Source organism: Streptomyces sp. NPDC058246 (assembly GCF_042881985.1).
Classification (GTDB): Bacteria; Actinomycetota; Actinomycetes; order Streptomycetales; family Streptomycetaceae; genus Streptomyces.
In genome coordinates this window covers 1-12,176 of sequence record NZ_JBHVWZ010000022.1, presented here as the reverse complement: position 1 = coordinate 12,176, position 12,176 = coordinate 1, and the positions used below count along the sequence as shown (strand labels likewise).

Annotated in this window: 13 protein-coding genes; 7 read left to right on the top strand and 6 right to left on the bottom strand. The window is 69.5% G+C overall.

The features are described from left to right. Positions 1 to 148: 148 nt before the first annotated feature. Positions 149 to 1,225: a glycosyltransferase gene (locus ACFVXA_RS27410; protein ID WP_390027150.1), complete on the bottom strand. Its 1,077-nt coding sequence runs from the start codon at positions 1,223 to 1,225 to the stop codon at positions 149 to 151. Positions 1,226 to 1,284: 59 nt separating this feature from the next. After that, complete coding sequence (gene rfbA / locus ACFVXA_RS27405; RefSeq protein ID WP_362016346.1) at positions 1,285 to 2,154, bottom strand: glucose-1-phosphate thymidylyltransferase RfbA; 870 nt, start codon at positions 2,152 to 2,154, stop codon at positions 1,285 to 1,287. A 199-nt stretch (positions 2,155 to 2,353) separates the two neighbouring features. On the opposite strand from rfbA, the gene ACFVXA_RS27400 reads away from it, so the two are divergent. Further along, on the top strand, positions 2,354 to 3,367 hold the full coding sequence (locus ACFVXA_RS27400) for a Gfo/Idh/MocA family protein (RefSeq protein WP_389746935.1): 1,014 nt from the start codon (positions 2,354 to 2,356) through the stop codon (positions 3,365 to 3,367). A 120-nt stretch (positions 3,368 to 3,487) separates the two neighbouring features. Here the strand turns inward: ACFVXA_RS27400 and ACFVXA_RS27395 are convergent, their stop codons facing one another. From ACFVXA_RS27395 to ACFVXA_RS27380, 4 genes are all read right to left on the bottom strand, one after another. Then, complete coding sequence (locus ACFVXA_RS27395; RefSeq protein ID WP_362016350.1) at positions 3,488 to 3,940, bottom strand: nitroreductase/quinone reductase family protein; 453 nt, start codon at positions 3,938 to 3,940, stop codon at positions 3,488 to 3,490. A 77-nt stretch (positions 3,941 to 4,017) separates the two neighbouring features. Further along, the gene (locus ACFVXA_RS27390; protein WP_362016352.1) at positions 4,018 to 4,629 is read right to left on the bottom strand and encodes a dTDP-4-dehydrorhamnose 3,5-epimerase; all 612 of its coding nucleotides are present in this window, start codon (positions 4,627 to 4,629) and stop codon (positions 4,018 to 4,020) included. A gap of 18 nt (positions 4,630 to 4,647) precedes the next feature. Continuing rightward, positions 4,648 to 5,310 carry a sulfotransferase family protein gene (locus ACFVXA_RS27385; RefSeq protein WP_362016354.1) on the bottom strand — a complete coding sequence of 221 codons (663 nt, stop codon included), beginning with the start codon at positions 5,308 to 5,310 and terminating at the stop codon, positions 4,648 to 4,650. Between the two features lie 18 nt (positions 5,311 to 5,328). Then, positions 5,329 to 5,766: a carboxymuconolactone decarboxylase family protein gene (locus ACFVXA_RS27380; protein WP_362016356.1), complete on the bottom strand. Its 438-nt coding sequence runs from the start codon at positions 5,764 to 5,766 to the stop codon at positions 5,329 to 5,331. Between the two features lie 277 nt (positions 5,767 to 6,043). Between ACFVXA_RS27380 and ACFVXA_RS27375 the strand changes: the two genes are divergently transcribed. From ACFVXA_RS27375 to ACFVXA_RS27350, 6 genes are read left to right on the top strand one after another with little or no spacing between them, the layout of a single operon-like run. Continuing rightward, on the top strand, positions 6,044 to 7,348 hold the full coding sequence (locus ACFVXA_RS27375) for an amidase (RefSeq protein WP_389758883.1): 1,305 nt from the start codon (positions 6,044 to 6,046) through the stop codon (positions 7,346 to 7,348). A gap of 2 nt (positions 7,349 to 7,350) precedes the next feature. Then, on the top strand, positions 7,351 to 7,530 hold the full coding sequence (locus ACFVXA_RS27370; protein WP_389746930.1) for a hypothetical protein: 180 nt from the start codon (positions 7,351 to 7,353) through the stop codon (positions 7,528 to 7,530). Between the two features lie 2 nt (positions 7,531 to 7,532). Next, entirely contained in the window at positions 7,533 to 9,035 is a 1,503-nt protein-coding gene (locus ACFVXA_RS27365; protein WP_383903522.1) for a glutamine synthetase family protein, read from the top strand. Between the two features lie 55 nt (positions 9,036 to 9,090). Next, a complete protein-coding gene (locus tag ACFVXA_RS27360; protein ID WP_383748401.1) occupies positions 9,091 to 9,885 on the top strand; it encodes a DUF3050 domain-containing protein in 795 nt (264 codons plus the stop codon). A gap of 30 nt (positions 9,886 to 9,915) precedes the next feature. Then, positions 9,916 to 10,251 carry a 4Fe-4S dicluster-binding protein gene (locus ACFVXA_RS27355; protein WP_362016366.1) on the top strand — a complete coding sequence of 112 codons (336 nt, stop codon included), beginning with the start codon at positions 9,916 to 9,918 and terminating at the stop codon, positions 10,249 to 10,251. Next, positions 10,248 to 12,131, top strand: coding sequence for a hypothetical protein (locus ACFVXA_RS27350; protein ID WP_384398271.1), 1,884 nt, complete (start codon positions 10,248 to 10,250; stop codon positions 12,129 to 12,131). The genes ACFVXA_RS27355 and ACFVXA_RS27350 overlap by 4 nt, the downstream gene beginning before the upstream one ends. Positions 12,132 to 12,176: the final 45 nt, after the last annotated feature.

Below are 12,176 nucleotides of genomic sequence, written 5' to 3'. Positions count from 1 at the left end.
CTCCCCACGCTGGCGGCCCGGCCCCCCCGCTGATTTATACCCCCCCCGCCACCGCTAATCGCCGTGTCACCACGTATATCTTCTCCGTCGGTCTCAGGGCGATTCGCGTTGTGCCGGCCGGTCGGGCTGCCGGCCGGCACGTCGGTGATCAGGGAGCGGCCAGGGCTTCCAGCTCGCGCAGCACCTCGGAGGGGGTCGGCAGCGACGCGGTCTCCGCGGCGAGGATCCGCGTCCGCTCGGCGTACCGGGGGTCCGACAGGATCTGCCGGCAGCCCGCGGCGACCACCTCGTCGGGGTTCCGGCCCGGCTCGGGCCGGTGCCGGTCCACCATCAGGGCTGCGCCGAAGTCGGACACGGACTCCGCGACAGCCTTGCCGTACCCGTTGTCGGGGATGATCAGCTGGGGCACGCCCGCGTTGATCAGCGTCATGGCGGTGGTCGCGCCGCCGTGGTGGACCGCCAGATCACAGGTGGGGGCGACCACGTCCAGGGGGATCCAGCCGATGCGGACGTCGCCCAGTTCCGGGCCGAACCGCTCGGCGGCCTCGGGGAGCGCCGCGATCAGCACCTCGGCTCCCGCGCCGGTCAGCTCGTCCACCAGCTTCCGCAGCGAGCTGCCGGGGGTGTCGAGCATGAGGTTGCGGGTCCCCGCGGTGATCAGTACCCGGCGGCGCCCCTCGGGGCGGGTGTACATCCAGGGTTCGAGCCGGCTCTGGCGCACCCGGGGAACCCAGCGCATCGACCGCGCGGCGGGGGTGCCCGGCGGGCGCAGCGACGGCGGGCAGAGGTCGATGAAGAGGTCGGGCGCCGGCAGCTCGGTCAGACCCAGGCGTTCCAGCTCCGGCTGGAGCTCCTCCTCCGCCTTGCGGTCGCGACGCGCCATCGGGGCGATGTGCCAGATGTGGCGTACGCAGGGGACCTTGAGCCGGGCGGCGAGCACCCTCGGGACATGGGACAGGCCGCCGACGACCAGATCTGGGGTCCACGCCTGCGTCAGCTCCAGCAGGGCGTCGAGCCGGACGGTGGCCGTCATGGAGTCCTGGCCGTACCGCATCCGCTCGGGAGTGATGCAGACCGCGGGAAGCCCGACGGACTCCGCGGCGGCCATCAGCGGCTCGTCGGCGGCGAGCAGTATCTCGTGGCCCGCGTTCCGCGCGGCCGCGGCGAGGGGGGCGACGCCGAAGACGGCCGCCTGGCTGCCACCGACGGTGAACAGGAATTTCATGGAGATTGCCCTTCTTCCGGTGAAAGGGTGGATTCGACACTTCGGTGCGTCGTTCGGGCTCAGCCCGCCTGGGCCATTTCCATGACGTATTGGCCGTATGCCGATTTCGCGAGGCGGCTTCCGAGCCGGTAACAGGCGTCCCGGTCTATGTAGCCCATACGCAGGGCGATCTCCTCGAGACAGGCGATACGCACACCCTGGCGGTGCTCCAGGACCTGGACGTAGTCCCCGGCCTCCATGAGCGCGTCATGAGTTCCGGTGTCCAACCAGACGAACCCACGGCCCAGCGGAATCAACGCTGCCTCGCCCCGCTCCAGATAGACGCGGTTGAGATCGGTGATCTCCAGCTCTCCGCGCTCCGACGGCCGCAGTTCCCGCGCGAAATCCACCACCTGGTTGTCGTAGAGGTACAACCCGGTGATCGCCATATTGGTCTGCGGCTGGACGGGCTTCTCCTCGAGCGCGATGAGTTTCCCCTGCTCGTCGAGCGTGCCGACGCCGTAGCGTTCGGGGTCGCGCACGGGATAGCCGAAGAGGACGCAGCCCTTGAGGTTCTGCGCGGCCCGCTGGAGCATGGGCCCGAACTCGTATCCGTGGAAGATGTTGTCGCCCAGCACCAGGGCGACGGATTCGTCGCCGATGTGGTCCGCGGAGACCAGGAACGCGTCGGCGAGACCTCGGGGCTTGTCCTGCTCCGCGTAGGTCAGGGATATGCCGAGCCAGGAACCGTCACCCAGCAGCCGGCGGAACATCTCCTGGTCATCGGGGGTGGTGATGATCTCGATCTCGGTGATCCCGGCCAGCATCAGGGCCGACAGCGGGTAGTAAATCATCGGCTTGTCGTAAACCGGGAGCATTTGCTTTGAGACACCGAGTGTTATCGGATGGAGCCGCGTACCATTGCCGCCGGCCAGGATGATGCCCTTCACCGTGGCGCCTCCTCAGTGTATTCGTGCCCATTAGGCGGATGTCCGCACTTTATATCGGGAGAACACTCGGTCGGAAGTCACCTCCGATGCCACAAGAGCTGTGAATATTCGGGGGTGTTGACGAACACGGCGCCGACTGCCCAGGCTGACATCATCCCGGTTCAGGCAAGCGAATTCCTATCGTCGTTTAGGTGGACCTGTGAAAATCGAAGATCTGATACCCGTTCATGAATCCGAGCGGAGGGCCGGCATCGGCATCATCGGGTGCGCCGACATCGCCGTACGGCGGGCCCTCCCGGCGATCCGGGAGTCGCCGTTCCGCCTGGTGGCGGTGGCGAGCCGTTCCCAGGGGAAGGCGGAGGGCGTCGCGGCGTCGTTCGACTGCGAGGCCGTCGCGGGGTACGGCCGGCTCCTCGAACTGCCCGACATCGACGCGGTCTACATCCCGCTGCCGAACAGCGAGCACGCCGAGTGGGCGCGCCGGGCGCTGAACGCGGGAAAGCACGTCCTGCTCGAGAAGCCGGCGGTGCCCGGCGAGGAGACCGCCCGGGACCTCGTCGCGCTCGCCGAGGAGCGCGGACTGCTCATCATGGAGAACTTCGCGTTCCTCCGGCATCCCCAGCACGACCAGGCGCGGTCCCTGGTGGCCGACGGGGCCATCGGGGAACTCCGTTCCTACAACGGCGTGTTCGGCATTCCGCCGACCGACCCGCACGGGATCAAGTACCAGGCGGACCTCGGCGGCGGGGCGCTGTGGGAGGTCGGCTGTTATCCGGTGCGCGCGGCCCAGGAGTACCTCGGGTCCTCGACGGAGGTCCTGGGGGCCGGCCTGGAGTTCGATCCGGAACTGGGCGTGGACGTCTCCGGAGTGGCCCTGCTGCGTGACGGCGACGGCGTCACCGCGCACTGCTCCTTCGGCCTGTCCCACAGCTACCGGTCGACCTACGACCTCTGGGGGAGCGAGGGACGTCTGACGCTGGAATGGGCGTTCACCCCCTCGCGGGACGCCCGCCCGGTCCTGCGGCTCCAGCAGAGGGACCGCGAGACCAGGATCCTCGCCCCGGCGTCGGACCAGTTCCTCGGCGTGTTCACCGCGTTCCACGACGCCCTGCGTGATCCGGCGGCGCGTCCGGCGCACCACCACGAGCTGGTGCGGCAGGCCGCGTTGATGGCCAGGATCCGCGCGCGCGCCGCCGGCAAGGGAGACTCGTGAGCGAGAACGGGTGAGGGCCTGGCGAAAACAGGAAACGGCAGCCGGTGTCCGCGGACACCGGCTGCCGTTCTTCTCGCGCCACCGAGGAAGGAGCCTGACGACTCGTACCACCGATTCGTCCTACCGAGGAAGGAGCCTGACGATCGGGTACTGCCGGTCGGACTTGCTCTGGTACTTGGCGATACGGGGCTGGGCGGTCGAGATGAGCTTCCACGCCTCCGCTCGCTCGGCGCCGTCGAGCCGGTGCGGCGTGACCTTCACCGGGCCGCGGCCGGGCAGCTCGATCGTCGCCTTCTCCGGATGGGTCATCAGGTTGGTGTACCAGTCCGGGTTCTGGCTTCCGCCACCCGAGCCGATACTCAGCCAGGCCTCGTCTCCGTCACCGAACCAGGCGACGGGGGTCTCCCGCGGCTGCCCGCTCCGGCTGCCCACCGTGTTCAGGATCAACACGTCCATGCCCATGAACTGAGCCTTGCCGGCGCGCACCTTACGGATCATCCGGGCGTTCATTTTCTTCTGCATCCACCGGGAGAATGCCCCGGGTGTGCCCGGCTTGCGTTTGTTCTCCGCCATCGGCCACCTCCAGTCTTTCCGCGCCCAGCGGCGCGAATATCGAATCGGAATTGAATTGCGGTCATCCGTCGCGCACGCTACCTGGAGCCGTTCAGCAGGGTGGAAAAAGGACGCGGCGGGCATTGGTCGAATGTCGGCAGGAGACCGGCGGCGGCAGCCTCGGCGAGGGTGGGGGCCGCGGCGTCCTTGTCCGAGCGGATCGGTGGTTCCAACAGATCCCACGGCAGTGCCAGAGCCGGATCGAGCGCGTCGACGTCGATCATGGTTCCCGGCTCGTACTCCTGCGAGCAGAGGTAGTTCATACACGTGTCGTCGGTGAGGGCGAGAAACGCGTGGCCGACCCCGTCGGGCAGGTATACGGCCGTCCCCGTCTCCGGACTCTGGTAGGTGACGTCGTAGTGGCCGAACGTCGGCGAACCCACGCGGATGTCGACGGCGATGTCGAGCGCGCTCCCCCGCACGCACGTGACGAACTTCGCCTGTCCGGGCGGCACCTTGGTGCCGTGAATGCCCCGGAGGGTGTTCCGCCTGGACACCGAGAAGTTGACCTGGCGGACCGCGAACTCCCAGCCGCTCGCGGCCAGCAGGTCGCTGGCCTTCACCGATTCGAAGAAATGGCCCCGACGGTCGCTCAGGGGCTCGGGGGTGACGCGGTACGCGCCGGGGACCGTCATTTCCGAGATCAACACCGCGGGCTCCTCGCCGACTCAACCGGTGGAGACCGGACCGGCTCCGGCGGCCTGGGCGATCCGCCGGCGCATGGACTCGGTGTCGTTGGCATGGGGGAAGTCCTCCGGGGGAACCTCGACCCCGAGGAAGGCGCAAAGCGGTTCCCATCCCTGCTTCACGTCGTAGACCAGGACGTTGTCCGAGCCGATGGCGCGTACGACATCCTCGTTGTGCCGGTGGTAGGCCTCGATGGCGTGGTCCTTGTCGGAGAACCGGCCGTCGAAGAGGCCGTCCCAGACCATGGTGCTGATGACGCGGAACAACCGGGCCTGCCGGGAACCGGGTTCCGGCGGGTTCTCCATGCTCCGCAGGGCGAACTGGTACAGCGTGTCGTAGGTGCTCCGGTACCACCTCTCGGCGTCCCGCACCGTGAGGATCACCTTGGCGTCGGGAAACGCCGCGCTGATCCGCTCGTAGTAGATCGCGCAGGGACCGTCCACCGCCGAGGTGAAACCGTCGAACAGCGCCGCCCAGTCGGGGCGCTCTCCGTCGCAGACGATCTTCTCCCACTGCTCAAGACGCCGATCGTCGCCGACGATGTCGAACATGTGAAAGCAGGGGCCGAGACCGAGCCGGTCCAGGGCCACCTGCAATGACGTCGTGCCGGTCCTGCCCAGACCGGCGTTGATGACCTTCAACACGGTGATGCGTTCCCTTCCTCAGCGCCAGGCCGCGGGTTCCTGCTTGGTGGCGATGTTCACGCGGTTCCAGAGGTTGACGAGGCCGACGTGCATGACCAGCGCGCCGAGCTGCTCGTCGTTGTAGTACTGGGCGGAGTCCGCCCAGACCTCGTCCGACGCCATGTCCTCCGGGTCGGTCATCAAGGTGACCGCCTCGGCCATCGCCAGCGCGGAGCGCTCGGCGTCGGTGAAGCAGGACTCGGTCCGCCAGGTGGCCACCAGAGGAAGGCGCTCGTCCGCCTTCTCGGGCTCGTCCACGAGTGTGTAGACACGGCCGTTGATCTCGCTGACACGCAGCCGGACGAGGTCAAGGGTCGTCTGCGGCACGCCGACCTTGCCGATGACCTCGGTCAGGTCGAGCAGGGGCTGCAGGGCGCCGGGAACGACCAGGGAAGGATTGTCCATCCGTGGAGTCATCGGGTCTTCTCCTGTGCGATAAGTGAGTGTGAATTACCTCGGAAGCATGCTGCTCTCCACCTGACCCATTCGCAAGGAATCTTGTTCAAGTGCGGATTGCGCGCAGATGCAACGCCCCGCAATCCGCGAGTTGCAGGGAATTCAAACGATGACCTGTAGTGGTCTCGTGTCAAACTCCACGACAACGAAGAGTAGGCAGCCGGTCTGCGTCGGCATTCACGAAACACGGCAATTTCTTCTCGAGGGCCGTTCCACGGTCGCCGGGCATGTGCTGGACGTGCTCACCGCCATCCGTGAGACGGACACGGAACTCGGCGCGTACGTCGAGGTCGCGGAGGCCCGCGCGCTGGAGGAGGCCGAAGCGGCCGATCGCCTCATCGCCGGCCTCGGCGAGGCCGCCTTCCGCGACCGGCCGCTGCTCGGCGTCACGGTGTCGGTGAAGGACCTCATCCAGACACAGGGCATTCCCACCCGGCGGGGGTCGCTGCTGCCGAACCGTCGCCCCGCCGCCGACGCGCCCTCCGTGGCCCGGCTCCGGGCCGCGGGCGCCATCGTCGTGGGGAAGACGACGACGTCGGAGTACGGATGGAGTGCGAGCACGGTCAGCCGGGTGGCCTCCCCCACCCGCAACCCCTGGGCACTCGACAGAACCGCCGGCGGTTCCAGCGGCGGGTCGGCGGCCGCCGTGGCGGCGGGCCTGTGCACCGCCTCGCTCGGCACCGACGGAGCCGGGTCGGTCCGCATCCCCGCCGCGTTCTGCGGCGTGGTCGGGTTCAAGCCCTCCTTCGGGCGGATCCCCTACGTGCCGCCCTGCGCCGAACGCCTGTCCCATGTCGGGCCGCTCGCACGGAGTGTGGCGGACGTCGCCGAACTCATGTCGGTGCTGGCGGGCCCCGATCACCGCGACCCCGACTCGGTGACCGCTCCCCCCGGGCCCGCCCCGGCGCGCACCCCGCCGCGCGTCGGCTGGATCGAGTTCCGGGGAACGTCCGCCGCGGTCCGCGACGTCACCGAGGGCGTCCTGCCGGTGCTGACCGCGCTGGGACACCAAGTCGACCGCATCGAGGCTCCGTTCCCCGACCCCTACGACGCCCTGGTGGACATCCTCGCCGCCGCGGAGGCGAACGGCACCGCGCCACAGGACGAGGCGTGGTGCGACGAGGGCCGGCTCGCGATCGTGCGGTACGGGCGTTCGCTGAGCGGCGCCGCGGTGGCCCGCGCCGAGCAGACACGGCTCGCCCTGCGGACGAGGCTCGCCTCGGTGATGGAGGACTACGACCTGCTGGCCATGGCGACCGTGCCGGTCGAGCCCTTCGCCGCCGACGCGATCGCCCCGCCCTGGGCCGCCGACCCCGGCGACCTCCGCTGGCTCGCGTGGTCCCCCGCGGCCTACCCGTTCAACCTCACCGGCCAGCCCGCCCTGTCGCTGCCCGTCGGTCTCACGCCGGCCGGGCTCCCGGTCGGGCTCCAACTCGTGGGCCGGGTCGGCGACGACGACCTCGTGCTCTCGGCCGCCGGGCTCCTCGAGACGGCGCTCGGCCCCACCCTGACCCGCCCCGGCATCACAACGAAAGGAAAATGATCATGGTTTCTCAGTCGTGGCCCCTGTACGGCGACGAGCTCGGCACCGGGCGCCCCTCGTTGGTCCCCGAGCCCCCCGTGAGCCGGGCCGGCGACGACCTCGTGCTCTCGGCCGCCGGGCTCCTCGAGACAGTGCTCGGCCTCGCCCTGACCCGCCCCGGCACCACGACGAAGGGAAAGTGATCATGGCTTCCAGGTCGTGGTCCGTGCACGGTGAGGAGAGCGGCGTCGGGCGCCCCTCGTTCGTCGCCGAGTTCGGGCTCTGGGACGACCGGCAGGCCGCCGCGGCCGAACAGGTCGAACTCCAGTTGCAGGAGGTCGACCTCGTCCGGGTCGTGTTCTGCGACCCGCACGGACTCGCCCGGTCCAAGACGGTGCCCGCGAACGTGTTCCGCTCGGTGCTGCGGAACGGCATGGACTTCAGCGCCGGGCCGTTCCTCTTCGACACCGGCCACGCCGTCGCCGTCGACTTCCTCGCCGACGCCGGCGTGGGGGTCGGTGAACTGCTCGGCGCGGGCGACTTCGTACTCGTCCCCGATCCGCGCACCTTCCAGGTGCTGCCCAGGACCGAGCCGAGGACCGCCTGGGTCCTCGGGAACGAGTACCTGCGCGACGGCACGCCGCACCCGCTCTCCGCCCGTGACGTCCTGCGCCGGGTCTGCGCCGAGTACGCCAGGCACGACCTGTCCCCGGTCATCGGTCTCGAGGTCGAGTGGTATCTCACCCGGCTGACCGGCGGCCCGGTGGGCAACGCGGGCAACGGTTTCGGCCTTCAGGGACCCGCCCCCGAGGTGGCGGCCGTGAATCCCGGCTACCAGTTCAACCTCGACAGCTACTACGACTCGGTGGCCGACGTCGCCGACCCGCTGGCCGCGATGCTGATGAAGCTCGGTCTGCCCCTGCGCTCGTTCGAGCACGAGTCGGGTCCCGGACAGCTCGAGACCACCTTCAACCCGATGCTGGCGCTGGACGCCGCCGACGCGATGCTCCTGTTCCGCACCCAGCTCAAGCAGGAGTGCAGACGGCGCGGCTACCACGCGTCGTTCATGACCCTGCCGCGCCTCGCGAGCTTCGACCCCAGCGGCTGGCATCTCCACCAGTCCGTCACCAGCACGAAGACCGACGTCAACCTGTTCGCCGAAGGCGACGGCCTGCAGGACGCCATCTCCGCCGAGGGCGAGGCCTACATCGCGGGCCTGCTGTCCCGGGCGCGGGAGTTCTGTCTGCTGTCCGTGCCGACCGTGAACGGCTACCGGCGGCTGGCCCCGGAGTTCACGCTCGCGCCGACCTCCGTCGACTGGCGGTTCGAGGACCGCAGCGCCATGGTCCGCGTGCTCAGCGGTGGCAGCTCGACCCACGTCGAGAACCGGATCGGGGAACCCTGCGCCAACCCCTACCTCGCCATCGCCTCCCAACTGCACGCGGGCCTGGAAGGGCTGCTCTCCGGCGTTCCCTCCGACCGCGGCCCCCGTCCACATCTGCCGAGGACCCTGCGCGAGGCGCTGGAGGCGTTCCGCGCGAGCGACAGCGCCGAGCGGCTGCTCGGCGCGCCGCTCAAGTCCTGCCTGGCGAAGCTGAAGGAGAGCGAGGCGGCCCGGTTCGACGCCTGGTGCGCGGCCGAGCTCTCCGAGAGCGCCTCAGACGACGTCACCGAATGGGAGCACCGCGAGTACTTCGGTGCCTTCTGACCAGGCCATCGGTCGACGCAAGCCCGAGAATCCCGATAACAAGGAGAAGAACACCATGTCGCGGTACGAATGGGACGGAACCAACCCGGCCATCGAGACGCTCAAGGACGCCATCGAGCCGTCCCGTCAGAAGGTCCTCAGCCACCCGATCTACCACCAGTTGAACAGCGTGGACGCGGTCGTCACGTTCATGGAGCAGCACGTGTTCGCGGTGTGGGACTTCATGTCCCTGCTCAAGTCCCTCCAGCGCCGGCTGACGTGCGTCGAGGTGCCGTGGCTGCCGTCCGCCGCCACCGGGAGCCGCAGGCTCATCAACGACATCGTCCTCGTCGAGGAGAGCGACGAGCTCGGTGACGGCTTCATCAGCCACTTCGAGCTGTACCTCGACGGCATGCGTCAGTCGGGCGCCGACACCTCGCACATCGACGCGTTCATCGCCCTGCTGCGCGAAGGGCGTCCCGTCCTCGCCGCGCTGAAGGAGGCGGGCGTGCCGGAGTCGGTGGCCGAATTCGTGGGCACGACCTGGGACTTCATCGAGCACGCCCCCGTGCACTGCCAGGCCGCGGCGTTCGCCTTCGGCCGCGAGGACCTGATCCCCGACATGTTCGACCAGGTCGCCGCGCTCAACGCCGGCCACGGTTCGCTGTCCACCTTCGTCGACTACCTCAGGCGGCACATCCAGGTGGACGCCGAGGAGCACACGCCGATGGCGATGCAGATGCTCGCCGACCTGTGCGGCGACGACGAGGCCAAGTGGGCCGAGTGCAAGGAGACCATCGACCGCGCGCTCGAGGCCAGGACGAGGCTGTGGGACGGCATCTCGAACGCGGTCGCCGAGCGCTCCCGCTGACGGCCCGTCCCCTGTGAAGGTGAGCACATCATGCCGTGGGTAAAGGACACTCCTTCCGAAGCCACCACCGGACGCACCGCGCGGATCGCGCGGCAGTCCCGCGACGAGAACTGGAAGAAGCCACCGCGTCGCATCGAGACGTCGGAATGCATCACGTGTGACACGTGCCTGCGCAGCTGCCCGTCCGAGTTCGGGGCGATCTTCGACGACGGGCTCAACGTCGTGATCATCCCCGAACTCTGCTCCGGCTGCCCGGTGTGCGTGATGGTCTGCCCCGTCGACTGCATCTACGTGGACGAGGAATGGACCGCCACCGAGGCGCGAATGTGGGACCACATCGACCTGACAGTCAGAGGAACCGCATGACTTTCCCAACCGAGCGAGACGACACGCTCCCCCGCCGGGCGGCCCTGGCGAAGGCGCGGCAGAGCCGCCGGCCCAGCAGACTGGGCCGGCCGGCCGGTGCCACCGGCGAACCCGACTACCGGATGGCGCAGGACGCCGGGTTCCCGGCGCTGCTCAAGCAGACCTGGCGGCAGGCGACCGCGGCACCGGACCTGGCCGCGGCCGTGGACACACTGCTCACCCTCGCCGGACACGTCCCGGCGGACATCCAGCTGCGGGCGCTGCCCCTCGAGGACGAGACCGCTCTGCAGGTCCTGGTCGGCAGGTCCTGGCGGGACGACGGCCGGACCACCGGCCGGACCGACGGCGCCGCCACCGCGTTCCTCGGCGAGATCGGCCTGGACAGGACCGGCCGGCTCGTCGTCCGGGTCCCCTCGAAGGGGCCACTGAGCAGCGAGGCCGACCTGGTCGACGGCGTACTGCGGGTGCCGTGGTCCGCCGAGGACCTCGCGGACTACCAGGTCGAACTGGCCCTGGCCGCCGACCGGTGGCACCAGTCGGTCGCCGACTGCCGCCAGTGGCTGATGGGGGTCGGTGCCGACGGCCGCCGTGAGCTGCTGGCGGATCTGACGGAGGCGGCGCTCAGGACCGCGCCGTTCGTCCTCTACGCCGGTGATCGCCAGTACACCAACTTCCGCGACCAGAACACGCTGACGGGCAAGACTCTGCGGCCGGGGCACCCCGACTGCGCACTGAGCAGCCTGGCGGCGGTGCCGCTCGAGCTGTGGGCGGCCAGCGACGTGCTCCTGGTGGTCTGCCTCACGCTGCTGGTGCGGTCGGCCGGGTACGCCCGCATCGAGGAGGCCAACGGGACCCAGCTCACGCTCGACCACGTGGCCCTGCTCCTCGAACGGACGCGTACGGCCTACAACGCGGCCTCCGGCGCGCTGCCCCCGGTGCCGGCCCCGGCCTCGCACCGGGTGGCCGCGCTCAGCGAGCTCGCGGAGGCGCTGGCCGGACGGCGCCGGGAACTCATGGGGACCGTGCAGCTCTACCGTGAGATACACGGCCCGCTGATGCACAAGATCGAGCGGGTCGCCGGTCCCGTCAAGGAGGACGCGGAACAGCTGGAGGCCGAGCTCTGCGCCCGCGTGCGCGAGCGGCTCCCGGTCACCGGCGACACCCTCGCCGAGCTGACCGAGGGCCTGGCGGCGTCGCCCGGCTGGCTGGCCGAACCGCACGGCGAGTTCGGCACCGGCCTGGAGTCCCTGGTCTACGAGACCGTGCGCGCGGCGACGGTGGTGTTCGACGCCGACTTCGCGATGAGCCGCGGGATGCGGTCGCTGCCCGCGCTGATCGAAGCGCTGCGCGCGCAGGCGTATCCCAGGATCGCCAGTTGGGAGATCCCGCACTTCTTCTGCTGCGTCGTACCGTCGCAGGAGTCCCGCCGGCTCTTCGGCGGCTCCGCCGCGCGACTGGCCGACACCTCCTGGGCCATCTCCTCGCGGATGCAGTACAACTCGTGGCACTTCCTGGTCGGGAACCTTCCGAAGGTCCCCGAGATCGCGGCCCGCGACCACTTCGTCCCACCGGTGATCCCGGACATCGCGTACTACTCGGATCAGCACCACAACGGCCATGTCGCGGCCAGGGTGCGCTTCACCGTCCGAAGTCCGCAGGCGGTGGAGGTACTGGGCCGGAAGTTCAACGGGTTCATGGACCTGCGGCTGCTGCGCTGCGAGGGGCTGCCGTTCGACGAGCAGGACCTGCTGGCGGCGCACCGGGTCTCCGCGTTCATCGCGAAGGCGACGAGCCTGGCCGCCACCCTGGTCGCCGGCGGCGCGCACCTCGAGGTCACCTCGTTCGACTCCCACTGGCACTGGGACAAGATCGCCGCGTAGCCCGAGAACCGGAGAACGCGTGGGGCCCCTGGCTTTCCAGCCAGG

Excerpts from the sequence above, each read along its gene's own strand:
- ACFVXA_RS27410 (WP_390027150.1), bottom strand. The coding sequence starts at position 1,225 with ATGAAATTCCTGTTCACCGTCGGTGGCAGCCAGGCGGCCGTCTTCGGC.
- ACFVXA_RS27395 (WP_362016350.1), bottom strand. The coding sequence starts at position 3,940 with ATGGCGGAGAACAAACGCAAGCCGGGCACACCCGGGGCATTCTCCCGG.
- ACFVXA_RS27380 (WP_362016356.1), bottom strand. The coding sequence starts at position 5,766 with ATGACTCCACGGATGGACAATCCTTCCCTGGTCGTTCCCGGCGCCCTG.
- ACFVXA_RS27370 (WP_389746930.1), top strand. The coding sequence starts at position 7,351 with ATGGTTTCTCAGTCGTGGCCCCTGTACGGCGACGAGCTCGGCACCGGG.
- ACFVXA_RS27365 (WP_383903522.1), top strand. The coding sequence starts at position 7,533 with ATGGCTTCCAGGTCGTGGTCCGTGCACGGTGAGGAGAGCGGCGTCGGG.
- ACFVXA_RS27360 (WP_383748401.1), top strand. The coding sequence starts at position 9,091 with ATGTCGCGGTACGAATGGGACGGAACCAACCCGGCCATCGAGACGCTC.
- ACFVXA_RS27355 (WP_362016366.1), top strand. The coding sequence starts at position 9,916 with ATGCCGTGGGTAAAGGACACTCCTTCCGAAGCCACCACCGGACGCACC.
- ACFVXA_RS27350 (WP_384398271.1), top strand. The coding sequence starts at position 10,248 with ATGACTTTCCCAACCGAGCGAGACGACACGCTCCCCCGCCGGGCGGCC.